Genomic DNA, 25,057 nt, shown 5'->3' on the forward strand with positions numbered 1-25,057 from the left:
GGGGCGGACGCCCACGAGGACCTGGCCGCCGGTGCGCACGGTCGCCGAACAGCGGTCGGCGGCAAGCTCCGGCTGCCCGCCGACTGGGCGGAGAGCCTGGCGGCTCTTAAGTTGGGCCTGACGGCCCAACTCCCGCCTGACGGCGGGAGGGTGGCGCGGCGTCATGCCTGGCGGCATGACGGGGGTTGATGTGGGGCTTGCCCCTGACGGGGCAAGGGAGTGGGAAGGGGTTGGGCCTGGCGGCCCAACGGGGGTTGTCGTCAGCTCTGGCCTGGCGGCCAGAGGTTGGTGGTGTGTCATGCCTGGCGGCATGACGGGGTGTTGGGGTGTTTCCCCTTCCCTGGCGGGAAGGGGGTGTTGTGTGGGGCGCCTGCCGGCGCCTTGATGTCATGTGGGTTTGTTGGGCAGTGATTTGATTTGGGGCCACCTCCCCTGGCGGGGAGGTGGGAGCTCTGCTCGGGGGTTGCCTGGCGGGGCTGGTTGTTTCAAACGCGGTGGTGTCTGGTTCCCGTCTCATGGGTGGTGATGGGACGGGCTCGCTGCGTGGCGGGGGTGTGGTGGGCTCACGATGCGGCCGGGTTGCTTTATGGAGCAGGATCCTGAGGAGCAGCGCCCACGGGGGTGAGAGATCTGGGCGGACATCGCCGACTCCTACCTTGAGCCGACGGCTTCCAGTGACATCGCTGTGCTGCAGGAGCGGGTGCATGCGTTCCTGCAGGGGCTGGCGCCCCTGGCCGTGCGGCTGGCCCACACGCAGAACGGCTCCGACCCCGATGCGGAGCGTGGAGTGGGTGCCGGGTTCTTTGGTCAGGAGCACTGTGCCCGGGCGCCGGGCGATGGCTTTCTGGGCTCACGGCCGATCTGGACGCCGGCCAGACCCGGGCGTTCGCGATGCGGCTGCGCCGCGGATGGCCGACGCCCTGGCGGTGCGCCTGGACGGCTTGCTGCAACCGGACGGGAAGACCGTCACGGTTGCGGTCCCGTGCGGCGGAGGCTGGCTGACCCAAGGTCTGGGGACCGGGGGCAGGGGGTGGAGGGGCGTTGTGGGGTGTGGATCTGGCCAAGTTCGATGCGGTGACAGTGGGAGTCAGTGAGACACCGTGGGACTTGCTGGGACACAGGCGGACAGCCACGGACACTGGAGGGGTGTGGCCGAACCGTACGGGGCCTGGGAGTGGGTGCTGTTTCACCGGGGTCGGGGTGCGTCACACTCCCCCGTATGCCGAGCTTTCAGAGAAGGAAGGCGATCGGCGACGCCCATGAACAGCGCGTCGCCCAGGAACTCAACCACCGCGGATGGCACGTCAGCCCATGGGGACAGGGCATCCTGGACGAGCCCGTACGGTCCGCCCTGCACCACACCAGCAGCTCGCTGCGCTGGACGCCCGACCTCATCGCCGCACAGGGACGACAGGTCGTCCTCATCGACTGCAAGAGCCGCATGTCCAGCCAAACCAGCCGACGGCACGTCGTCGAACGGGCCGCCGTCACCGCCCACCTCCAGCTCGTCGCCTGGACCCAGCTCCCCCTGTACTACGTCTTCGACAACCTCGACCTCCTCACCCCTTACGACGCCCTCGGCCACGGGCAGGAAGGCCCACGGACCACCGCCGGCTCCGGCACGCCCTACCTTCTCGTCCCCGCCGACCAGTCCCTGCCGTTCGAGAACGTCTTCGGCCGGCCCGGCGGACTCCTGGCTGCCTGACAAGGCGCAGGGGCCGCGGACACTCGCGCTGTCTGCTGCTTCCTGAGATTGCCGTACTCCTCGGCAACGGCGTCCTGGTGGTGCGGCACCCCAGGACGCTGTGCTGTACCACCTCTGTATCGGCTGGTTGGTCAGTACCGGTTGGGTACAGGGGCTGACGGTCCCAGCGTGAGCTGGGCTCACTCTTGGCCGGCGGATGTTGGCTGCTGCTGCACCTGTACCGGGACTCCGTCTGGAAGCGGGACTCCTCCGGGAAGGAGACGGCGCCGGGAGGTGGGACCTGGTTCCCGAATCGCCTTTTCGATCTTGACCAGCTTGTCTTCCAGGTGCTTGGTGGGCCGGTCCTCGATGACGACCCACTTCACTGCATCCAGGTCGACAATGTACTGCGCCGTCTCGACTTTGCCTTCCGGACCGTTCGCGTCGACCGTGAAGGTATAGACGCGCGGCAGAAGGGCGTTCCGGAATCGGTCGTTGTTGTCGAAGAGGAAGGTGAGCCGGCGATGCGGCGGCAGGATAGGGATGGGCCGGCCGAGCACCTCCTGCATGACCTGGGTCAGGTCCGGTTCTCCCGGTCTTGGAGCCCATCCGGATTCCAGGGGAGGGTCGCAGGAGATGCGGACATCACGCGCGACGGTGGGGCCGGTGTTCTCGATGACAAGCAGCAGCGCCCCGTGCAGGGGAGCTGGCTGGATGTCCACGATGACGTACGGCTCGTTCTGCTCCCGGTGAATACGTTCGGAGAGCTTCAGCTGCCTTCTGGCGGTGCCGCGGGCTATGGAGGCCTGCCATACGGCTATGAGGGCGGCAACGACGGCGATGATGACTGTCCAGCCGTCGGCGCTGAGGGTTCTGAGGTAGTCCACGTATGGACGCTACCGACACGGTCTGACAGTACTGTCCGTCTGTCCTTGGGGGCTCCGGGCCACGCGTTCGACACCCTGCTTCGCGTGGAGGGGGCCGCAAAGTACGCAGGTTTCCATGGAATGGAGCAGCTGTCCTTACGCTCCTTCGCTCCAGCGGCGCCAGGTCCTCGCCCTCGGTGGAGTTACAGCGGTGATCATGGTCTGTCACTTTGCGGCACTATCGGTCATGGCGCCGGGGCTATAGGGCCGGGCCGACAGCATCGGCTTTATGGACTTGGTAGATCTCGTGGCTGTCGCCACCGCTTTCCTCACGCCTCCCATCGCATTCCTGGCCGCCTTGTGGGCCAGGCGCAGCGGCCGGCAATCGGCGGACGCGACCGTCGTTTCGGGTGCCAGCCAGGCTCATGGCTCCGTGGCCGCAGCCCGTGTGCAGACGCGTGGAGAGATCGAGCTGCGGCAGCAGGCCGCACTGGCGGACACGTCTGCCGCCTTCCTGCAGGCTTCCGACGCGCTCGCACGCACCGTTGAGCAGCTGCCCAGCCTCGCCCCCGAGGAACGTCCCGCTCAGCTCGCCGCGCACGGCATGGCGGTGGAGACGACCCTCGGCCCGTTGGAGCTCCTGGCACCGCCGGAACTCCTACGCCATGCGAAAGTGCTGCGGGAGTACTGCCGGACCCTGGAGAAACTTGCGCTGGACAGGGCAGTGCTCCGTTCGGCTGTGCGGGCTCTGGAGGACGGCTGGTGCCCCCTCAATGCGGAGATCTGCGACAACGATCATCACGGCGCGGCGTTCGTCGCCTGGCAGTTCCTCATGGAGTGGCCCGACCGGGAAGACGAGGAACGGTGGGCAGACCGCGGCCTGCTGGAGTACTGCCTCCAGGAGAGCCAGTGCATGGCCGAGAGCGAGATTGCCGGTGTTCTTGCAGTCGTCGACCGTGTGCCGGGTGCCTGGTCGCGGATGATCGGCGGCCTCGTCCGCGATCCGCTCATGGAACGGTTCGCCACCCTGCGTGCGCCGTTCGTCGAAGCCGCCCGCTCCACGCAGCCTCCGGTGCCACCGGCGGAACCTGATGGGTTGAGAACATGGACGAGCGACACTGTCAGCGTGGCAGCACCCTCGGCGGATTCTCGCTCCTCTTTGTCAGCCTGAACTACCGGAATCAACGATCCCGTCTTCGTGGGCCTGTTGTTTCCTCATCCCTGAGACCACTGCCGCTCCCCTCAGCCGTGCCGGGACCAGGGGCGTTGCCTAAAATTCATGTGACAGAACCCCTTGTTCGCCTTCGATCTCAAGACGCAGGGGCGCTATCGCGCCTTCGATTTGGGCGAGCAATGGTAGCGGTCGCCTTGGGGCGTGCGGGACGTACCCGCGTCTGGCCGGCTTCTCCGCCTGCCCGCCATCAGGGGAACCACCGCGACAGCGAAGGGCCCGGGGCGCGGCGGGGCTGTGCGCTGGGTTGTCGCGGGACCAGTGCCGGGAGCATCTGCCTGTGCGGCGTGGTGGGTGCTCTTTCTGATCGTCAAATCGGCCGCTCGATGGCGCTGTCGGGCAACGCGAAGTACGCGCAAGCGGCACAAGTAGGGTGGCTGGGGCCCGACTGCGGCGCCTGGGCCGTCGCTCCTGCATCGCGGTAGTGGACTTTCCCCGGGCAAGGCCATGGAGGTTCAGTCGCCCGCCCGCGCGTCATCCTGGTCCCTCTGTGTGACGCCTTAGCATGAGGCGGTGCTCGCCTGAGGTACGGGGCACGCAAGGCTGGTCATCCCTCCGGCCAGGAACGGTGGAGGGCCCGGGGCGCATAGGCGGCAGCAGCTGCCGGCCTGGTCGCCGGCCTTCCGTAATGCTTGTCGCCCGGCATGGGTCACTCGGCGATTCCGGCCGCTCTGGGACCTGGCGAATGGCTCTCCAGCGAAACCAGGAGTCGCCAGGATGCGCGCCGGCCTGTGGTCACTCGCCGGTGGCGGGAGTCGGGGATCGGCGGACCAAGGTGACCTCGGTCGGCCTGGGCTGGTCTCTGCTGAGCACCCCCAGGACGGCAGGTTCCAGTCCGAGGCGCAAGGCGGCGTTCTGGAGGATTTCGCGCAGGTAGGGGTGCGCGGTGAAGTATGCGTTGCCCTCTATGTACGTACCGACGGCTTCTCCGGACGGGTCGGGGCCGAGGACAGCGGCAGGCGGAAGCAGTCTGGGCCCTGCTCTGGGCACCGTCGGCGCCCTCGGCGATCTCATACGGACTTCGTTGGAGGGGACGCTCGCCCTGGGAGGACCGAGAAGTCCGACAGCCGCCTAGCGATTGCCGTCGTTCCAGATGTAGATGCCTGTGGTGTTCGCGCCGTACCAGCTCTCGGACCCGACCTCGGCTGTGAGGGATGGGTAGTTGCTGATGGACTGCTCAACGGCTGTCACATCCACGGGCCCGTACGGCTGGTTGAAGACCAGTGCGGGCTTACCAGTGGTCCGAGACAGCCACATCGTCGTGTGGTCATAGAACCCCGGCCTGCTCAGACACTCCCGCTTGGCGCAGCGTCCTTTGTCGAGCCAGTGGAGCCCGGAGGTGCACCGCGTGTCGCCGCTCTTCAGGTCGTGCTGGTCCGCCCAGTGCAGCAGGCTCACGCGCATGGGGACGTAGATGTTCGGGCCGTAGGGCCAGTCCACGCCGTTGGCGTAGCGGCCCAGTACCCCCCGGGCCTGGTCCTCCAAGGAGCTGATCAGCTCCTTCTGGCCTTTGCTCTGGCAGCTCCGGCACCACCATTGCGCATCACCGATCCCGGTGCCGAAGAACAGCCCCTCACGCCGAGGCCGTCCGCATCCCCTGCAGTCGTACATGATTCTGCTCCTTTTCCGGTCAAGCTCCGCGAGCTCTGGGCGGTCCTGAGCTGCTGGGCAGATCCCTTGGAAGCCGATGCTTGGGAGTGGCCACGTACTCAAAGGGCCTCGCACCATGCCGCCGCCCTGCGGCTCTTCAATCAGAAGGTGAACGAGACGGCCCTCGCCCCGGAGACGGCCTGAGGCAACGCTGCAAGCAGCCTCAAGGGAGGGCCGACGGCATCCCCAGCGGTCTGGTGATGCCTTCCGTGCTGTCGGGCGTGCCCGGGCAGTGGTCTACCGGGCCTGGGAGTGCAGCCCGCTGGCAAGGTTGTCCTGGGCCATGTCGTCTCGCTCGGCTGGTGTAAGCCACCGGGTGGAGGACCCTGCAGCAGTGCGCTCGACCAAGAGCACGTCGTCGACAGCCTCGGCGACGGCGTGAAGGTGGCTGATCACCATGACCAGGCGGTCGCCGCCTGCCTGTGCGCGTAGCACCTCCAGGGCCAGGTCCAAGGCGGTGGTGTCGAGTGCGGCGAAGCCCTCGTCTAGGAAGAGGGAGCCCAGAGTGGGCCCGCTGCGGGAGTGCAGCTCGGCCAGGGCCAGGGCGAGGGCCAGGGATGCCATGAACTTCTCACCTCCTGACAAGCGGTTGGGTTGATGGACTACGCCTGAGGTCCGGCTGACGATGTCGAAGTCGTCTGCGAAACCGAACCGCCCGTCGGACATCTGCCCGAGCAGGTCACTGGCGACCCCGAGCAGCGCGTGGGTTCGCAACATGGTGAGGTGGCCCAGGAACTTGGCATCGACCAGTTCACGCCGCAGTACCTCAAGTGCTTCATAGCGAGCCTCGCCTGCGGCGATGGCGAAGTCCAGGTCAGCGGCCGGCTTGATCAGATCCTGTGCTTCTCGTTGTTCACGTCTCTGCTTTTCGGCTTCGTCGCTTGCCTGCGTGGATGCCCGGACCAGGGGGTGGAGTGATCCAGGCGTGGTCAGGTCCGATGGGGCGTCGAAGTCCGCGAGCGCGGCTGCATGCTCGCCAAGGCGGCTTTCGGCGACGGATGCTCGTTCTGTCGCCGTGGTGGCCAGCTCGAGGAGCTTCTCGCCGAGAAGTGAAGTCGTCGCTGTGAGGACGGCGGAGTACTGGCGGACATCGGCGATGACCGGCTGGTCAGGGGCTTCGGGCAGTGCTGGCTGGTCAGTCTCATCGAGCTGGGTGCGGGCTCGGTCTGCGGCCCGGGTCCAATCGTCGAGGCGGTCCCGCAGCCTTTCGAGGGGGTGTTCCAGGAAGGTGTGGGCATCGCGCTCGAGGGCGTGTAGGTCGGCGAGGGCCGCGGCCCTTTCCGTTCGGGCTGTTTCCCTCTGGTCGAGCAGTTCTTGGAGTGAGGTCTGTAGGGCCTTGGTGGCTATGGCTGCGGCGTCCGTCTGTTCGACGGCGATGTCGATCGGGTTGTGCGGCAGCGTCGCTTGAATGCGGGCGGGAAGCATGCCGATGTCGTCGGCGGTCCTTGCTAAAGCTCGCGTGTGCCGCTCTTGGGCCGCAGATGCTTCCTTCTGGTCTCGACGGTGCGTCTTCGTGCGTTCGGCCAGCGATTTACGTTCTGCTTCTACTGCGGCGGTGAGGCGGAACTCCTCGGCCCGCAGTTTGTCGGCGTGTTCAGCGGCCTCGCGCTCACATGTGGCGATCGCGGACTGGGTCGCTGTGGTGCCGTGTTCAAGGTGTTGCTGGTGGGGCGCCGCGGTGGTGGTCGCGGCCACGGCAGCAGTAGCAGCCGCCAGTTTTGCTGAGGCTGCCCGGGCGTCGAAGTGCTTACTTGCCGTGGCGGCTAGAGCCTCCAGGCTTCGGAAGGTTTCATCCGCCTGCCGGGTGGCGTCCCGTAACGTCTGCTGTGCGCTTGTGCGCCTGTGGTCCTGTTCGCGTACCGCTTTGTCGGCGGCGGTCACGGCAGCGGCGGCTTCGGCGTGCAGGATCATAGCCTTGGATTGTGCGCTCTTGGTCTGTTCTCGTTGTGTGAGCGCCTCGGTCAGTTCCTCCGCATCGGCTGATGCAGGGTGGAAGTCGTCCGGGAGCTGTCGGCGGCACACAGGGCAGTCGTCACCGGGGGCGAGTTCGGCAGCGAGCGCGGCTCCCTTCCGGTGTAGCTGCAGCGCTTCCAGGTGCGTTTCGGCTGCGGTGACGTCTTCGTTGGCCGCAGCTACCCCTGCCTCGAGCTGGCCGAGCTTCTTGTGGGCGGATTCCTGCTCACTCAGTGCGGTGGCGTGGTCGCGGACGGCCTCAGCGATACGTCGGGCATCGGCGAGGGCGGTGTTCAGGGCGCTGCCAGCAGTGGTGCTGAGCGAACGGATCTGCCGGCTGGTCTCGGCGGCGGCGTGGGCTGCCTCTGCTGCAGTCTTGACGTGTGTGGCTCGTTGGGCCAGCTCCGTTTCGGCTTTGCCGATGGCATCGCGTTCGTTTTCGAGCTGCGTGGTGAGGCCCGTAAGCCGGTCGCGTTCGTACCGGTGCCCGGCGGCGGTTTCCGCGAGGGACTTCAGGAGCATCGAGGCCTGGGCAAGCGCATCGCGGCCCTCTCCGTGGCTCTCCGCGGCCGTGATTGCTTCGGAAAGCTCGTTTTCCCGAGCCTCAGCCTGTTCCGTACGTCGGTCGAGCAGGTCACGCCGTGTGGCGAGTTCGGTGGCGGCGCATTCAAGCGTGTCGAGGATGGTGCTGACGTCAGTCACCGTGTGTGTGGCCAGGCTCTGGGAAGCTTTGGTGGCTGCCGCCTCGATGCCCCGGGCGTGCGAGATCTCGTCTTGCAGCGCTGTGATGTGGCTGATGGCGGCGTTGAGGCGATCGGCCTGGGCTTTGGCGGCGTCGGCGGCCACACCGGCTGCGGCTGCCGCCTCGCGGGGGTTGTCTGGCATGGGAGCCCGCTTGGCCTTCGCGTCGCCCACAAGTTGCTGAAGCGCGCGCCCCTGGCGGCTGGCCAGGTCCCGGACGTTTTCGAGGGATTCGGCGCCGAACAGCTCGCGAAGCCGTTCGCTGCGTTCCCTGGGGGCCGCGGTGAGGAGCTGGTCGAACCTGCCCTGCGGGAGGAGCCCGACCCTCAGGAAGGTTTCGTAGCTCATCTGCAGCACTGTCTTGATGCGGCGGTCGACGGCCGTGGCGCCGTCGGTCTCCTCGCCAGTGTCCAGGTTCTTCAGGAGGTGCCGGCCGCCGTTGGGGTTGGTGGCGTGCATGGTGCGGTGGACACGCCAGTTCTGCCCGTCGTGCACGAAGGTCAGTTCGACGCTCATGCCCTGTGCGCCGTCTGCGATGAGCTGTCGGGGCTCTTTGGAGTCCCAGGAGCTTTTGCGGAACAGGGCGAAGGTGATGGCGTCGAGCAGGCTGCTCTTGCCTGCGCCCGTGTCGCCGAGGACCGCGACCAGGCTCTTGCCGGTGAAGTCGATGGTGGTCTGGGTGGGGTAGCTGCGGAATCCGGTGAGAGCGAGTGTCGTCGGCTTCATCGTGTGGTCTCCGCGTCGGGGGCGTCGATACCGGTCAGCAGCCCGGAGCGGTCGCTGGTGTCGCGGGGGCGGCCGACGATGGCGTCGGCCAGCAGTGTCTCCTCGCAGCACGGTGTGGGGTCGTCCGGGTCAGGTTCGACTCGCAGATGGGTGAAGGCGGCCATGACGCGGTCCAGGGCGGGGCCGCTGGAACCGCGGTCGGCGAGGTAGTCGTGCAGGAGGTCTTCGATGTCGGGTAGTTCGGTGGCGGAGGTCTGCCTGTCCAGCACGCGGTGTGCTGCGCCGTTACGGCGCTCGTCGATGTCGACGAGGGTCGCCTGGGGCAGCATCTTGGCGAGGGTGGCCGGGAGGGACGGGTCGAAGGTGTCGACGTTCACCACCGCTTTCACCCAGGCGTCGCCCACGCGGGCGGCGCGGTGGGCGATCTGTTCCACGGTGCCTTCGAGTCTGACCAGGCGGCGGCCTGCTTCCAGCGGTACAAGTTCGATGTGGGGGTTGGTGTTCGGGCCGATCTCGGCGAGTACGACGCTCTTGGTGTCGCCGGTTTCGCCGAAATCCATCTGCAGGGGGCTGCCGGCGTAGTAGGCGGGGAATCCTGAGCGGCCGACAGGCTGGGGTTTGTGGATGTGGCCGAGGGCGCCGTAGGCGACGTCGGGCAGGTCCGCTGCAGCGGACGCATAGTCGGCGCTCAGCGAGATCCTCCGCTCCGAATAGGACGGGAGGGCTCCTTCGATGAACAGGTGGGCGGCGTAGACGAGGATGTCGCGGGGTCCACGGTCGGCGGCGAGGCGGCGGTAGACCTCGGCTTGGACGGTACGCATCCGTTCGGCGTACGTCGTGGTGGTCAGGGCGGGGTTGGCGAAGTCGTAGGTGAAGCGGTTGGGGTGCAGGTAGGGCAGTGCGCCGATGCGCAGGGTGAAGTCCCCGTTCTTTGTCGGGTATTCGGCGAGGAGCATTCTGTCGGGGTGGGCGTCGGTGGCGAATCGGACGCGGGTCTGGTCGTCTTCGCGGGTGCCCATGTCGTTGAGGACGTACTCGAGGAATGTCAGGACGTGCGTGGTGTCGTGGTTGCCGGCGACGACGACCACGGGCGCGATCGCACCGAGGCGGCGCAGTGCCTGGGCCGCGCGGCGCATGTCGTCCAGGCTCGGCCGGGGGCTGTCGAAGAGGTCGCCGCTGTGCACGATGAGGTCGGGGGCGTAGTCCTCGGCGATGTCGATGATCTCGGCCAGGACGGCGTCGACCTCTCGGTCGCGGCGATGGCGGCCGATCTGGCGGCCGAAATGCCAGTCGGAGGTGTGGAATACGCGTCCCGTCACGGGTGCCTCCAGATCAACGGCGCGCGGGGCGGCGCGGGTTGCACCACCGCGGCCGGAGGTTCGGTGACACCGACTGTACCTCGATTCACAGGAAGAGTCTGGAAAACTCTGGAACTCTGGTAGCGTCTGGTACATGAGTGATCCGCTGGACGCCCTGGAGAAGAGCATCGGCACCCTGCGCCGCGCGATCCGCGACGCAGCCGCCGCCGGTGACACCGAACGGGCCGGTGAGCTGCGCATGCAGCTGCGCCGCGCCGAACGGGCCTGGGACGCCCTCGTCGACGCCGGTGAACCGGCCGCTCCCCCGCCTTCACCCGTCCCACAAGCGGCTCCTGTCTCGCGGGGGTCACAACTCCCGGCACGCGAACACGTCCACCGCGCCCTGATGCTCATCGGGGCCCCGGCGGCACCCAAGCTGATCGTCGGCGTGCACGAGGCGTTCTTCCCGGGAGAGCTGTCCGCGTCCAAGCTCTCCAGCCTGCGCCGGGACGAGGAGCGTTCCTACCGCTCCAGTCCGGGCGCCCGGCCGTACTATCTGTGCCCGGCGCTGGCGCACGACCTGCTGACTCCCGTGCGGGCTCTGCTCACCATCAGCACCTGGACCCTGGAACAGCGCATCATGGGCCCGCTCTCTCCGCGCGTGGACTTCCTCACCAGTGCAATCGGCATTGCCGAAGCGGTGCATACCGCAGCCGCCTCCACGGGTGAGGGGCCGACTCCGGAAGCCCTGCGACTGCTGTGGCGGTTTGCTGTGAACATCCCCGACGCCATTGCGAGGGACGTCTCCAGCCACGGCGGGGAGCTGGATGCCCAGCAGGTCATCAGTGCCGCCCGGGCCGAGCTGGACGTGCATGCGGACGCCGACCGTGCCAACCGCACGGCGGCCGCACGCAAGGCCCGCAAGTCCCTCGGGGGCAACGAGCAGCTGTTCGGCGCGCCGTCGCAGGGCGTCACGCATCTGCGGTCGGCCCGCGCCTGACTCCCGTCCCCCACAGCCTCTCTTCCACCGCAAGGATCAACGAGACCGTGAAAGAACCAGTCGACGGCCGCCTCGCCGCACTGCGCGGATCCGGGAAGCGCCTGGACTACAACGCCAGATCGCTGGCAGCCCTGGAGAATAACCCGCGGTGCACGCTGCGGGCGCTGCTGGACGCCTCCGGCTCCAACAAGGCTGCGATCGCCGCGCACGTCGGCCACCCCCCGCCCTTCGGCCAGTCCGTCTTCGCCATCACCCGCGGCAACGCCTTCGAGGCGATGGTGAAGGACAACGGCTGCGCGGAGCTCCTGCGCGTCCTGCGGGAAACCCTGGGGCTGACGCTGCCGGAGGTGGGATACGAGGACCTGAACGACGTCGGCGGGGACGGCCGCTCCCGCCAGCGCTACGAGCGCACCGAGGAGATCCTGCTGCGGGCCGCTCGGGGCGACGGTGACAGCACCTTGTTCGATCACCCGATGCTGCGCCTGGTGATCGGCGGGGAACCGGTCTTCCTGGAACCGGACCTGGTCACCTTCCGCATCGACGGACGCTTCCACGTCGTGGAGGTCAAGAGTTTCCCCATCATCGACGGTCAGGCGGCCCCCGCGCAGGTCCGCGCCGCGACCACACAGGCATGTGCGTACATCATCGCGCTGCGCGACCTGCTCGGACGAGCCGGCATCGGCCCGGACATGGTCTCCGACACGATCGTGCTGGTGGCGCCGAAGGACTTCACCAACCGGCCGACCGCCGCGTTCGTCGACGCCCGCAAGCAGGTGGCCGCCCTGACCCGTCAGCTCTCACGCATCGAACGCATCGAGGACCTGGTGGACCTGCTGCCCGAAGGCCTCACCTTCGACCTCGACCTGGACAAGGAGAAGCGGCCCCGGCGCCCGGCCGAGGAGCTGGCCGACACCCTGGACCAGGTCCTCGTGACCTACCGCCCCGACTGTCTGAACCACTGCGAGATGGCGTCCTACTGCCGAAGCCGTGCCCGCGGGGAAGCCTCCCTGGATGTCCTCGGCCCCGTGGTGCGCGAGCAGTTCGGCGGTATCGACACCACGACGATGGTCATGGGGCTGGCACGCGGAGAACTGAAACCGAGCGAGGACCAGGTGGAGATGGCCGCAGCCCTGCGCTACGCCGCCCGGATGCGTGCGGAACTGGAAGACCTCGGAGGTGCGGCATGAGCATGCTGTCGGCGCTGGCACACGTGCAGGCGATGGAGTCGATGCGGGCAGTTCCTCTGACCGAATTCCGGCACCGGCGCCTGACGGGCCGTCCCCTGGTGATCATCCCGCTGGCCATGGCCGGAGAGGCCGGCGCACCTCTGGCCGCGATGGTCGGCACCGCCAAAAGGAACAGGACCCTGCTGGTCGTGCCTCAGCCACGGAACCGCGACCAGCGGTTCGCGTTCGCCGCCAGCCTCGGCCAGATCGTGATGGAGTACATCAATTCCTTCCGCCAGAACCGCCACGGAGAGGGCGAGCGTTCCCGGTACACCGACGCCCCTCAGATTCTGGTGCCCAACCCCGGCGGCGTTCGCGCCCTGACCGACCTGGGACGCATGTGCCGCTTCCGTACGACGACCGGCGCCTACGCGGTGCCCGGCGTCGTCCCAGAGTTCGGCATGTGGCTGACGTTCCTTACCGACAGGGCCGAACACGCCGGTACCTCCGTGCTGCTGCCCGTCACCACCCTGCTCGCCGAGCACTGGGCGACCGGCCAGAGCACCCTCGAGAACCAGAACCTCGCCTCCCTGATGGCCTGGATCGCTCCCCCGCCAGGCTTAGGCGTCGAGCAGGCCTTGGCCGACGCGGAAGATCCGGACGTATGCCCGCCGGCGGGCCCGACGACCTCCCCTGAGTTCGACAACCGCTACCTCGCCCCGGCGATCAGAAATTTCGGCACCGCCAGCGCACTCGGCGACCCGCACGCGCTTGCCGCCGCCGAGACCGAGCTGCGGGAACTGATCGCGGGACAGATCCAGCCCACCTGGAGCATGGTGTGGCAGGCCATATCGCTGCTGCGCTCCGTGCCCGAGGCGCCGCGCGTCGCCAAGCGCTTCGAAAGCGACTGCAAGGCCTTCACGGACTACTCCGACTACCAGGACTCCGGCGCTCTTCCACAGCGCAAGCGGGACACCGCCACCGGCGCAGCGCGGCGGCTGAGCTCACTGGAGCGTGCACTGGCCGACTTCCAGTCCGACATGGCGTTCGACGATCGCTTCGTACTGGCCGACCGGCGCAGCACCGGCGAGGCGTTCGCCGGGACCGTGGTGGAAGCCGAGCCCGGCCGGATGTCCACCACGGACAAGAACCGGCGGGTACCCCGGCCCCGCATCACCGTCCGAACCGAGGACCCTGTGCGGCTGGCCTCCGACACCAAGCTGATCAGCCCGTCCATGCCGGCCGGCCACAAGGCCAAAATCGTCTCCGTAATTCCCGACGGCGACACCACACGGGTCACGGTGGAGGTCTTCGGCGGGATGGGGCGCAGCCTCGTTCCGAAGCAGGGCAGCGTCCCGGAGCTGGGCCAGTTTGTCGCCTACCTGCCCGATCCGGGTTGGCGCCCGAGTCCGCAGTTCCCGGCCTCCGATGCCACTCCGTGGACACACAGCGCCGGCGTAAGCGACGTCGAGGCCGCTGTTCTCGAGAACGCCGCAGCAGAGGAGTGGGGCAATGAGGTCTGACGCCGACAGAACGCCCGGACAGGCCGCGGCCGCCGCTACCGAGGCGATTCTCTCGAACATGGCCGACGGGAGTCACCGGGCTGTGGTCGTCGACTCTCCGCCGGGTGCCGGCAAGAGCACCCTGGTAGTGCGGGCCGCACAGGAACTCACCGAGGGCGGTGAGCGCCCGATCATCGTGGCCCAGACCAACAACCAGGTCGACGACCTGGTGACGCGTCTGGCCCAGGAGCATCCCGATGTCTCCGTCGGGCGGCTCAGTGGCAGCACCTACGTCTCTTCTCCGGCTCTGAACGCCCTGCCGAACGCCACCGTCGGCCGAACACTGGACGACCTGACCGGCTGCCGGATCATCGTTGGCACTGCGGCCAAGTGGGCCACTGTTCGCGACGCCACGTTCGGGTGGGCAATCCTGGATGAGGCCTATCAGATGCGTTCGGACATGCTGCTGCAGATCGTCGAACGCTTCGAGCAGGGCTTGTTCGTCGGCGATCCCGGCCAACTGGATCCGTTCACGATCGTCGGCACCGAACGCTGGATCGGGCTGCCACACGACCCCACGCAGAACGGTGTCAGCGTGATGCTGGAGCACAACCGCGACATTCCTGTGCACCGGCTGCCGGTGTCCTGGCGCCTGCCTGTCTCGGCAGCGCCGACCATCTCCCAGGCGTTCTACCCGTTCACCCCCTTTACAGCCGGAACCGGTGAAGAGACCCGCGCCCTGGAGTTCCGCACCGCCGGGTTCGCCCGCACCGACCTGGACGAGACCCTCGCGCAGGCGTTCACCACCGGCTGGGCCCTGCACGAACTGCGCCGGCGGCACGTCCCGCGCACTGACGCCGAGACCCTCCAGACCGCTGCCGACCTCGCCGGCCGACTGCTGGAGCGCGGAGCGGTAGCCACCTGCGAGCGGCATCGGAGCGGCCGGCCCCTGGAACCCGGCGACATCGCCATCGGCGTCGCCCACCGCGACCAGGCCGACCTGGTCCGGGCCGCGCTCGCCCGGACAGCGAGCCCTGGTGCACGGGGCGTGGCAGTGGACACCGCAAACCGACTGCAGGGGCGCGAGTTCGAAGTCGTCATCGTCGTGCATCCGTTGTCCGGCCGCCGGGACGCCACAGCCTTCCATCTGGAGGCGGGGCGGCTGTGTGTGCTCGCTTCCCGGCACCGGCAGGCATGCATCGTTGTCGCCCGCGAGGGGATCGGCGATCTCCTGGACAGTCACCCCTCGACCGACCCGGTGCACCTGTCCGTACGTGCCAAGTTCCCGGACGGCTGGGAAGCCAACCAGATCGTGCTGGACAAGCTTGCCCAGCACCGCGTCGCCGCCTGATCCCATGCCGACGTCGGACGATGCCCACCTCGGGCAATATCAAACACTCGTTCGGTTCTTCAGTATTTGTCAGTGCTCGTCTTTAAGGTTCCCGCATCCGCTCCATCCGAGCGGATGCGGGAACCGCGCGGTGCACCATCGAGGGGTTGCATGCAGTTCGATCAGGTCACGGCTCTCACCAGCCATCCGGCATGGGTGCTGCTGCGAGCAGATAATGCCGCCTTGGTGCTGTCCTTCTGCGGCACAGTATTCGTCGAGGAGAACGCGCGAGGCGTGCCCGAAAGCGTGCTGGAGTCCCGATTAGAGGACCATCTCTACATCCTCAACGAGCATGAACCGGGAACCTTCCCGCGTGCAGCGGCCGCTTACCTTGCGGAGTGGACGAAGAGCGACTGGCTGCGCAAGTACTACCCTCCCGGCAACGACGAGGCTCATTTCGATGCGACCACGCCCCTGGAGAAGGCCGTTGCCTGGGTGCGGGATCTGCCGGCACGCTCCTTCATCGGGACCGAGTCCCGGTTGAACACCATCGTCACGCTTCTTCGGCAGATCACTTTCGGGGCGCAGACCGACTCGCAAGCACGCATCGACGAACTCAGCCGAGAACGCGATGCGCTCGATGCGCAGATCGCGCGGCTGCTCACCGGAGAAGTGGAACCGCTCTCCCCGATCGCTCTGCGGGATCGTTACCAGCAGGTGGAGGCCACTGCGGTCGAACTCCTGCGGGACTTCCGTGAAGTGGAGGCGAATCTGCGGGAGCTGGACGGACGACTGCGCCGGCAGGTGGCCACGGCGGAAGGCGGAAAGGGCGAGCAGCTGGCAGCCTTCCTGCTGGAGCGTGATGAGATCGCGCAGTCCGACCAGGGGCAGAGCTTCCAGGCGTTCTTCGACTACCTCCTCTCCCCCAGCCGCCAGCAGGAGCTGCGGGAACTACTTGAGCAGGTAACCCAGTTGCCGCAGCTGGAAGGCAGGACCGACCGCACCCTGCTGAGGATTCCGTTCGCGTGGCTGGAAGCGGCGGAGAATACCCAGGACACCGTCCGGCAGCTGACCGAGCAGCTGCGCCGCTTCCTGTCCGACCGAAGCCGGGCGGAGGACCAGCGCGTGCTGGCGCTAGTGCGCTCCGTCCAGCGCCACGTCACAGCTCTGGGCGGCGTGGCGGAGCTGCCCGGCATGGAGCTGGAGATGCCCCAGGCGGGCATCGCGTTACCGATGGAGCGCCGGCTGTACATGCCGGTCGAACGTGTCGAGTTGGACACCGCTGCGCACGAGCCTCCCGACGATGCCGAGGCGGACCTCACAGAGCTGTTCGCCGGCATCCACATCGACACCGAGATACTGGCCGGCCACGTGCTGGACGCGGTCGCCGCAAGCCCGACTGGCCAGGCGGCCCTGACCACCGTCATCGACGAGCACGCGCTGACGCTGGGACTCGCCGAACTCCTCGGCTACTTCCGCATCCAACACCCCGATCTGGACGTGAACGTGGACCCCGAGCACACCGATGTCCTGGTCTACCCGCGCGTGGGGACACCGGGCCATGCGCAGGCCGAAGTACCGCACGTGACATTCGTCCGCACCGAAGGCGGCGCAGCCGCCGGAGAGGCCGGCCCTCGATGAGCGATGCCCTCACCGCCCCCGTGGTCCACCTGCTGAAGGCGGGGGTGCTCTACCAAAGTGACGCCCCGCTGGTGTGGGAACAGATACTGGCCGAGCAGGCGGCGATCGGCGACTACCTCGGGGTCATCGGTCTCGATGTCGTCGTCGACCGCACCGAGGGCTACGCCTACGTGCGGCAGCAGGACATCGAGACCCGGGACGACGGGACCACAGTGCCGAGGCTGGTCACCCGCCACCGGCTCTCCTTCCCCGTCAGCCTGATGCTCGTCCTGCTGCGCGGGCGACTGGCGGACAGCGACGCAGGCTCCGGCGACCCTCGCCTCGTGCTCACCCGCGAGGACCTTGTCGAGATGGTCCGCAGCTTCCTTCCCTCACGGAACAACGAAGCTCAGCTGGTCAACCAGATCGACACTCACATCAGAAAGCTCGTCGACCTCAAGGTGCTGCGCCCGACGAAACAGGCCTCCGCCTACGAGGTGCGGCGGCACCTCAAGGCCCTGGTCGACGCTCAGGTCCTGAGCGACTTCAACGACCTCCTCGCCACGTACCACAGCGCTGTCTCCACCACGGCTAAGGACGACGCATGACCCTCACCGCAAGCCAGGCGGTTTCCATCCCCCGCCAGACGGGGCCCGGCCCGGCGCGCATCCATGACGTCGGCCCCGGATTCCGCCTCGCCCGCCTGGAGGTGCTGAACTGGGGGACCTTCCATCGCACCACCCGCACGTTCACCGTCGACGGGCACAGCTCGCTGCTCACCGGAGGTGTGGGCTCCGGCAAGTCCACCCTGGTGGACGCGATCACCACCCTTCTTCGCCCCGCCCACAAGATCGATTACAACAAGGCGGCGGGCGCCGAGGCCAAGGAGCGTGACCTGCGCTCCTACGTCCTGGGCCACTACCGCAACGAGAGTGTCGAGGCAACGGGCACTACCCGCCCCGTGGGGCTGCGCGACCACTCCTCCTACAGCGTCATCCTGGGCGTCTTCACCAACTACGCCCTCGATACCCACCTCACACTCGCGCAGGTCTTCTACTGGGCCTCCCCCACCAGTACCGGACAGCCGGAACGGATCTACCTCACCTCCGAACGCCCGCTGTCCATCGACACCGACTTCACCGGCTTCGGCACCAGCATCGCCGACCTGCGTGAGCAGCTGAAAAAGCGCGGGGCCACCCTGCACGGCAGCACGTACACCCAGTACGGCAAAGCGCTGCGCCGCGGCCTGGGCATCCCCAGTGAGCAAGCCCTGGAGCTGTTCCACCAGACGGTATCGATGAAGGCCGTGGGCAGCCTGGACGAGTTCGTCCGCGAACGGATGCTGGAACCGTTCGACGCCCAGGCTGCCGTAGACAAGATCGTCTCTCATTTCGACGCGCTCACTGCCAGCCACAGCGAAGTCGTGCGGGCCCGCAAGATGATCGAAGACCTGACACCGATCGTGGAAGCGTGCGCCCGGTGCGACACCCTCCAGGGAGATCTCGCCCTCCTGGAACAGCGCCGCAGCGCCGTCCCCGCGTTCTTCGCCCGCCACCGACAGCTCCTCCTCGCCGCACGCCATGCCGCCCTGCGTGCTCGCATGACGACGCTGGAGGAATCGCAGTCCACCCGCGCGCGGCAGCTGGAACAGTTGCGCGATGCGGCCGATGTCCTGCAGCGCCGTATCGACGGCGCCGGCGGGGAGAAGCTGGTCCTGCTGACCGGCCGGATCGCTGAGTTGGGCCGTGAACGCCAGCGTCGACGCGACCGCGCTGCCGAGTACGGCAAGTGGCTCACTCACGCGGGCATGGACCCAGTCGCCGACTCCGTGTCTTTCCGTGAGCGTGCAGAGCACATCGCCGCCGCCCGTACTCGGGCAGAGGAAGAGGAGCGGCGGGACCGTGAGGAACTCGACGGCCTTGCCGTCGCCCGCCGTGACAACACCGCCGCAACCAACGAGATGCGGCACGAGATCACCAGTCTGCAGCAGCAGCGCTCCAGCATCCCTGCCCGTCTTCTCGACCTTCGGCGCGAGCTCGCCGACGCCGCCGGTGTCGGTATCGACACCCTGCCCTTCGCCGGCGAGCTGATCCAGGTCCGCGAGGACGAGGCCGCCTGGGTCGGAGCTGCCGAACGTGTCCTGCGCGGATTCGCTCTGTCGCTGCTGGTCCCGCACGCCCACTATGCCGCGGTCTCGTCCTGGGTCAACGGCCGTCACCTGGGCCTCAGGCTCGTGTACTTCGAGATTCCCGCTGATCTCCCGCATGCCACGCTGCCCGACGACCGCACGCTGCTGACCGGGAAACTCGAGCTGAAGTCCGACAGCTGGGCCTGCGACTGGCTCGCCGCACAGCTGCGCTCACGCGCGGACTACCTGTGCGCCGAAGACCTGGACACCTTCACCCGCTCCACCCGTCCTGCCGTCACCCTGCAAGGGCTGGTGAAGGCCGGCGGCGGCCGTCACGAGAAGAACGACACCCACCGCATCGACGACCGGCGCAACTGGGTCCTGGGCTGGAGCAACCAGACGAAGCTCGACGCCCTCCTCACCGAGGCCCAGCGCCTCACCCTCGAGAGCGCAGCCCTCACCGCCGCCGCCCGCCAACTCGAGAAGCGGCAGAAGACCCGGGCCGGAACCACTGACGCCCTCACTCTCCTGGCCAGCATCACTTCCTACGAGGAACTCGACTGGCCGACCACCGTCGCCGACATCGAAGAGGTCGAGCGGCAAAAGCGCACCCTCGAGGCTGAGGCTGGCCTGGACACGCTCACGTCACAGCTTCAGCAGACCAGAAACGACATCAAGCAGAACGAGGAAACCCTCGGCCAGGGCCAGGAAGAGTTGGGCGCACTGCGCCACGACACCGAGGGCGCCGCGTCTCTGCTGGAGAAGACCGCGGACCTGCTAGCGCACTGCGACCTTGACGCCGTGGCGGAGCACGAGACAGCCCTGGGCCAATTCCTGCCCGCCACCGGCAACGACGCCAGCCTGGAACACCTCGACACGGCCGAGCGCGACGCCGAATCACAGCTGCAGCGCACCATCGGCAAACGCAACGACAGCCTGCGCCACGCGAGCAACCAGGCAATCGGGCTGATGACCGCCTTCCGCGCCAAGCATCCGGCTCACACCACCGACCTGGACAACTCCATGGAGTCCGCCGCCGGCTACAGGACCCTGCACCGCCATCTCACCGGCGAGGACCTCCCCCGCTTCGAGCTCCAGTTCCTCAACTACCTGCGCACCAACGTCATCCGTGACATCGCCTCGTTCCACGGCCGGCTCACCGCCCAGGAGCAGCAGATCCGTGAACGCATCGACGTCATCAACGCATCGCTGGCCGGCATCGACTACAACCCCGGCCGCTACATCCGGCTGAATGCCGCTCCGACACGGAACAGGGAAATCCGCGAGTTCCAGCACGACCTGCGGGCATGCAGCAGTGAAGCGCTCACCAACGACACCGGCGACACCTACACGGAGGAGAAGTTCCTCCAGGTCAAGGCGCTCCTCGATCGGTTCAAAGGGCGTGCCGACCACACCCGTGTCGACGCCGGATGGACCGCCCGGGTCACCGACGTGCGGCGGTGGTTCGTCTTCTCTGCCAGCGAGCTCGACCGTGACACCGGCACCGAGCACGAGGTCCACCCCGACTCGGGCGGCAAGTCAGGCGGCCAGAAGGAGAAACTCGCCTACACCGTCCTCGCGGCTTCCCTCGCTTACCAGTTCCGCATCGACCTCACCGCCGCCAAGCCTAAAACCTTCCACTTCGTCACCATCGACGAAGCTTTCGGCCGCGGAGACGATGCCTCCGCCCACTTCGCCCTCGACCTGTTCCAGCGTCTTGGCCTGCAGCTCCTTGTCATCACCCCGCTCCAGAAGCTGCACGTCATCGAGCCCCACGTCACGCGCGTCGGCTATGTGGACAAGCCCGACGGAACACGTTCCCGCCTCGTCAACCTCACCATCGAGGAGTTTCTCTCCCGCAAGCAAGTCGCCCAGCTTGCCCGCCAGCAACCCACGGATCAGACATGACATCGCACTCGTGGAGCCGGCCCGAGGACGTGGTCGAGATCCTGCGCCGCAAGTGGACGCGAGGCCTCCTCCTCACCGCCGCCGCAGCGGGGCACCCCTTCGAACCCATCGCGGTATCAATCAAGGGTCCGGCCGCAGCCGACGCCCTGCACCACTACGACCAGGCGCTCGCCTGGGCGCAGTCCTGGGACCCCAGCCTCCATCCGCATCTGCGGATCCAGTCCAAGCTCATCGGCGGACACCACGGCCTCCCCGCCCAGACCGTGCCGGCCCGGGCGTGCGTCGAGACCCGCCCCGCACTGTGGGAACTGCTGGGCGTCACGGCCGAAGTCGACTGCTTCCACGCCCTGTACGAGCACACGTCAGTCCAGGAACCCGGCCTGGCCCGTTGGATGGCCGACCATCCCATGAAGGCCCTCCTGCACGCCGCGGTCTGGCACCAGCTTGTACGTACCGTCTGCTGGATCCGAAACGAAAGCACCGCGGAGGTCTACCTGCGAGAGATCGATGTCCCCGGGGTGGACACCAAGTTCGTCGAGTCCCACAAGGCGATCCTCTCGGAGCTCCTCGACCACACTCTCCCCGAGTCCCGCATCAACACAGGCGCTCCGAAGAGTGATCTCGCCACCCGCTATGGCTTCCGCACCAAGCCCGGCTACATCCGCTTGCGCTATCTCAGCGCCTCTCCCCTGCCCTTCAGCGAACTCACCGTCCGCGCCGACGAACTGGCCAGCTGGCCCCCCGGGGTGCGCACCGTCATCGTTCTTGAGAACGAGACCACCTATCTCTCGCTGCCCCCGGTCCCCAACGCCATCGCCATTCTCGGCTCCGGATACGCCGCGGCCCTGCTGCGGCACCTGCCCTGGCTCGACGACGTCGGCCTCTTTTATTGGGGCGACGTCGACACCCACGGCTTCGCCATCCTCGACCAGGTCCGAGGACGCTTCCCTCACACCAGATCACTGCTCATGGACCGCGCAACCCTCCTCGCCCACGAATCCCACTGGGGGAAGGAGAAAAGCCAGGCACGCGGCGGCCTGACACACCTCACCCCTGAGGAGGCCAAACTCGACCAAGACCTGAGGGCCGGCGTCTACCGTCCGCATCTTCGCCTGGAGCAAGAGCGCATTTCCATCAGCGCCGTGCGGGAGGCTCTGACGCGCCACTGCAGCTGACCCGGGGTACTGCCCGACAGCTAAGGCTCGCTTCACCGACGGGCCCGTCATTCGCCGCACCCGAATCCGGCTCTGTCCGAGGTTCGCTTCGCTGCTGGGCGGACCTCGGGCTCCGAAGTCGGTGTGGTGAGAGCGGACTTACCAAGCTGGTCCCAGCGCTGCGTGATCAAGGACGAGGGTGCTTTCGGCGCTATGAACGACGCGAACAAAGTACTGCATCGTGTCCGTGGTGACGAAGCAGGCTCGCAGCGCAGCCTGTCACTCGGGGGAACACCGCCACCGAACCGGATCGCCGAGGAGAAATTCCAGCGCGCCAGGGGGCAAGGCCGCCGTAGGGTGAACATGTCGACGCGGGGTGGAGCAGCTCGGTAGCTCGCTGGGCTCATAACCCAGAGGTCGCGTGGTTCGAATCCCGCCCCCGCTACCGAAGATCTGGCCTCTGTCCGACCTTGACTGGTCGGGCAGAGGCCAGATGCATGAGCGTTGGCATCTCGGTAGGCAGAGGCGGCCTGGGGCAGCGGCACCTGAAACAGAGTAACCACATGCACATGAGACGGTGTCGAGTCTCTCTCGGCCACCGCTACGCGCACCGAGACCGTCCCTGGTACGGGCTACGACAAGTGCTGGGTCTGCCTGTCGAACTACCGTCTCAGGCTTTCGACACGCGGGGGGAGCTAAGCCCCATGTCTATGAGTACCTGCTGGCGTTCAGGGGTTAGCCGGTCCCAACGTCGGTGGATGTTGCTGAGCCACTGTCCGAGGCGTACGGCTCCGGAGGAGAGCTCTTCATTGTGTCGTTGGGGCACGTGGAGGTGCCCTTCCCGAGCATGGAATTGTCCGAGCGCTTCGAGGCCTTGCTGGAAGTTGCGCTCTCGTGCCCCAGGGCTGTGCTTCGGAGGCGAAGTGATGTCCGCCTCCGTTGCACCTGTATTCAGGCGGGCCAGCAGACGCAGTTGTTCAGGGACTTCGGGTGGTTTGGTGCGCTGGGTGTGCAGCCACTCCCCCAGACGTTCGCCGTTGTCGGTATGGAAGTGGCGTGGAACTGCGGTGAGTGCGTGGCCGGTTTGTTCGTGACGGCGCGCTACGTGGTACATGCGCTGCCACGTCAGGGGCCAGGGTGGGTTCCAGTACGAGTCGAGTTCTTCCAGGGCCTTGGTGCGGGCGGGGGTGAGCTGGTCGGCCCGTTTGCGTTGGGTGGCGAGCCAGCGGCCGAGGGCGAAGCCGGTTTCGGGGTCGTGATGGTCGACGGGGGTGGCAAGGTGTCCGTGGGTGGTGGCGTAGGCGGCTGCGTGGGTGAGGCCGCGGTCCCAGGCTTGTTGGCGGGGGTTCCAGATCATGCCAAGTTGTTCAAGGGCGTGGGTGCGGGTCGCGTCGAGGGCGTTCTGGTTGTGGAGGTGGCGTTGCCAGGTGAGCCAGCGTCCCAGGGCGTAGCCGGCGGGGTCCTCGTATGTCTGGGGGATGTCGAGGTGGTGGTGGGTGCGGTGGTAGCGGCGGGCTGAGGCCAGGCCGCGGCGCCATTCGGCGCTCTTTGGTTTGAGGACGCGCAGGGTGAGGGCGAGGGCGACTTCGTCGGCCCCCGTGGGGCGTTCGAAGTGGAGCCAGGTGCCGGGTTCGCCGGTGAGGGTGGGACGGTGGGTGCGAGGGTCAGCGAGGCGTGCTTCGAGGCGGCTGTCGTGGGCGCGAAGGGCTTGGATGGTGCGCCAAAGAGGGGTGTAGGCGTCGGCGCCGAGGAGGTCTTCGGGGTCTTCGTCGGGGGTGAGGTAGACCGGGACGATGAGGGTGGCCTTCTTGCGTGCTCCGGGTTGCTGGCGCAGGGCGCGGCCGACGGCCTGGACGGTGTCGACGGGGCTGTTCTTGGGGTCGGCGAAGACGACGGCGTCGATCGAAGGGACGTCGATGCCTTCGCCGAGGACGCGGGCGTTGGCGAGGACGGCGGGTTGTTCGGGGTGGGTGTGGGCGGCGAAGTCGAGGAGGATCCGGCGGCGCACGCGGGGTGGGTGGGTGCCGCTGATCCACTGTGACCACAGGCCGTCGGGCTGCAGGTCGGTGGGGAGGGCGGCGGCAGTGTCGGGGAGGGTGGAGGCGAAGGCGCGAGCGTCTTGGACGCGGTGGTGGAAGGTCAGGACACGGCGCAGTTTGTGGTCGTGGATGGCCTTGAGGACGGCGACCTGGCGGCCGGCCAGGCGCAGGCCGTCGACGCCGGCGCCGGGGCCGGTGGCGAGCCAGTCGCGCAGGGTGGTGTCGTCGATGACGGGGACGAGGATCTGGTAGTCGGCGAGCAGGCCGAGGTCGATGGCGTCAGACAGGGTGAGCCGGTAGGCGACGGGCCCGAAGAGGGACTCGTCGTCCATGGAGGCGACGGGGTCTTCGGCGCGGTCGCTGTCGGGGTCCCAGACGCGGGGCGTGGCGGTGAGGTAGAGGCGGCGGGCGGCGGGGACCTGTTCGTCGTGGTGGATGCCGGCCCAGGCTTTGCCGAGGCGGCCGGCGGTGCGGTGGGCCTCGTCGACGACGACAAGGTCCCATGGGGGCAGGCCGTGGCTGTGGTGCGCGGCGATGACCGCGGGCAGAGAGGCGTAGGTGGCGTAGACGGTCACCGGCCCGTCTACGGCTGTTTGGAGCAGGTTGGTCAGTTCGGCGGGGTTGGTGGTCATGGGCAGATCACCGGCCGGTGTGTGCTCGACGGCCTGCCGTGCCGAACACACGGCCACCGTCGTGCCTTTGCGGCCGGCCGCTTGCCAGGAACGGGCCGTCTGCGACAACAGGTCCAGTGTCGGAAGCAGCACCAGGACCCGACCGCGGGCAGCGATGCGCGCGGCGGTACGCGCGGCGATCAGGGTCTTACCCGTACCGCACGCCGCGATCACACTCGCCCTTGGGTGCATGCGCAGCGTGGTGGTCGCAGCGGTGACGGCTTCTTTCTGGTGGGGCCGGAGCTCGATGTCAGCAGTCGGCATGCTCTCCTGCCCTGGGGTCGGGGGTGCGGGGTGGCGGCCGGGTCTGGGTTCGGCCTTCCTTACGCTCTGATGTCGCAGACTAGCTATCAATGGGCTCGCTACCGTTGGAGACGAGCTCGCAGCGTG

Annotated in this window: 16 protein-coding genes and 1 tRNA gene; 12 read left to right on the plus strand and 5 right to left on the minus strand. The window is 67.6% G+C overall.

Annotation, left to right across the window (positions count from 1 at the left end; all coding sequences use genetic code 11):
• Both ACWCO8_RS22060 and ACWCO8_RS22065 read left to right on the plus strand, forming a co-directional pair.
• On the plus strand, positions 1–189 hold a 189-nt coding region (locus ACWCO8_RS22060; protein ID WP_451033645.1), incomplete at its 5' end, for a hypothetical protein.
• Positions 190–1,219: 1,030 nt separating this feature from the next.
• On the plus strand, positions 1,220–1,705 hold the full coding sequence (locus ACWCO8_RS22065; RefSeq protein WP_451033646.1) for a hypothetical protein: 486 nt from the start codon (positions 1,220–1,222) through the stop codon (positions 1,703–1,705).
• Between the two features lie 179 nt (positions 1,706–1,884).
• On the opposite strand, the gene ACWCO8_RS22070 is transcribed toward ACWCO8_RS22065, so the two are convergent.
• On the minus strand, positions 1,885–2,571 hold the full coding sequence (locus ACWCO8_RS22070) for a hypothetical protein (RefSeq protein ID WP_451033647.1): 687 nt from the start codon (positions 2,569–2,571) through the stop codon (positions 1,885–1,887).
• Positions 2,572–2,839: 268 nt separating this feature from the next.
• Here ACWCO8_RS22070 and ACWCO8_RS22075 point away from each other — a divergent pair, with 268 nt between their 5' ends.
• Complete coding sequence (locus ACWCO8_RS22075; protein ID WP_451033648.1) at positions 2,840–3,721, plus strand: hypothetical protein; 882 nt, start codon at positions 2,840–2,842, stop codon at positions 3,719–3,721.
• Positions 3,722–4,852: 1,131 nt separating this feature from the next.
• Here ACWCO8_RS22075 and ACWCO8_RS22080 read toward each other — a convergent pair.
• The 3 genes from ACWCO8_RS22080 to ACWCO8_RS22090 all read right to left on the minus strand — a co-directional run bounded on the left by ACWCO8_RS22080 (position 4,853) and on the right by ACWCO8_RS22090 (position 10,170).
• On the minus strand, positions 4,853–5,392 hold the full coding sequence (locus ACWCO8_RS22080) for a hypothetical protein (RefSeq protein WP_451033649.1): 540 nt from the start codon (positions 5,390–5,392) through the stop codon (positions 4,853–4,855).
• A gap of 276 nt (positions 5,393–5,668) precedes the next feature.
• The gene (locus ACWCO8_RS22085) at positions 5,669–8,851 is read right to left on the minus strand and encodes an AAA family ATPase (RefSeq protein ID WP_451033650.1); all 3,183 of its coding nucleotides are present in this window, start codon (positions 8,849–8,851) and stop codon (positions 5,669–5,671) included.
• Entirely contained in the window at positions 8,848–10,170 is a 1,323-nt protein-coding gene (locus tag ACWCO8_RS22090) for a metallophosphoesterase family protein (protein ID WP_451033651.1), read from the minus strand. Before ACWCO8_RS22090 ends, ACWCO8_RS22085 begins: the two co-directional genes overlap by 4 nt.
• A 133-nt stretch (positions 10,171–10,303) precedes the next feature.
• On the opposite strand from ACWCO8_RS22090, the gene ACWCO8_RS22095 reads away from it, so the two are divergent.
• The 9 genes from ACWCO8_RS22095 (at position 10,304) to ACWCO8_RS22135 (ending at position 22,402) form a co-directional block, all read left to right on the plus strand.
• Positions 10,304–11,149, plus strand: a complete 846-nt coding sequence (locus ACWCO8_RS22095) for a hypothetical protein (RefSeq protein ID WP_451033652.1) — start codon at positions 10,304–10,306, stop codon at positions 11,147–11,149.
• Between the two features lie 47 nt (positions 11,150–11,196).
• Positions 11,197–12,336: a hypothetical protein gene (locus tag ACWCO8_RS22100; protein ID WP_451033653.1), complete on the plus strand. Its 1,140-nt coding sequence runs from the start codon at positions 11,197–11,199 to the stop codon at positions 12,334–12,336.
• The gene (locus ACWCO8_RS22105) at positions 12,333–13,838 is read left to right on the plus strand and encodes a hypothetical protein (RefSeq protein ID WP_451033654.1); all 1,506 of its coding nucleotides are present in this window, start codon (positions 12,333–12,335) and stop codon (positions 13,836–13,838) included. The genes ACWCO8_RS22100 and ACWCO8_RS22105 overlap by 4 nt, the downstream gene beginning before the upstream one ends.
• The gene (locus tag ACWCO8_RS22110; protein ID WP_451033655.1) at positions 13,828–15,168 is read left to right on the plus strand and encodes an AAA domain-containing protein; all 1,341 of its coding nucleotides are present in this window, start codon (positions 13,828–13,830) and stop codon (positions 15,166–15,168) included. Before ACWCO8_RS22105 ends, ACWCO8_RS22110 begins: the two co-directional genes overlap by 11 nt.
• Before the next feature lie 150 nt (positions 15,169–15,318).
• On the plus strand, positions 15,319–16,788 hold the full coding sequence (locus ACWCO8_RS22115; protein WP_451033656.1) for a DUF3375 domain-containing protein: 1,470 nt from the start codon (positions 15,319–15,321) through the stop codon (positions 16,786–16,788).
• A complete protein-coding gene (locus tag ACWCO8_RS22120; protein WP_451033657.1) occupies positions 16,785–17,375 on the plus strand; it encodes a DUF4194 domain-containing protein in 591 nt (196 codons plus the stop codon). Before ACWCO8_RS22115 ends, ACWCO8_RS22120 begins: the two co-directional genes overlap by 4 nt.
• On the plus strand, positions 17,372–20,803 hold the full coding sequence (locus ACWCO8_RS22125; RefSeq protein ID WP_451033658.1) for an ATP-binding protein: 3,432 nt from the start codon (positions 17,372–17,374) through the stop codon (positions 20,801–20,803). Before ACWCO8_RS22120 ends, ACWCO8_RS22125 begins: the two co-directional genes overlap by 4 nt.
• Positions 20,804–20,832: 29 nt before the next feature.
• Positions 20,833–21,978, plus strand: a complete 1,146-nt coding sequence (locus tag ACWCO8_RS22130; protein ID WP_451033659.1) for a Wadjet anti-phage system protein JetD domain-containing protein — start codon at positions 20,833–20,835, stop codon at positions 21,976–21,978.
• 349 nt (positions 21,979–22,327) lie between these two features.
• Positions 22,328–22,402 (plus strand) — tRNA-Met (locus ACWCO8_RS22135).
• A gap of 225 nt (positions 22,403–22,627) precedes the next feature.
• On the opposite strand, the gene ACWCO8_RS22140 is transcribed toward ACWCO8_RS22135, so the two are convergent.
• Positions 22,628–24,931, minus strand: coding sequence for a Helicase associated domain protein (locus ACWCO8_RS22140; protein WP_451033660.1), 2,304 nt, complete (start codon positions 24,929–24,931; stop codon positions 22,628–22,630).
• Positions 24,932–25,057 lie beyond the last annotated feature (126 nt).

The sequence above is a fragment of the Streptomyces sp. NPDC001927 genome (assembly GCF_053594455.1).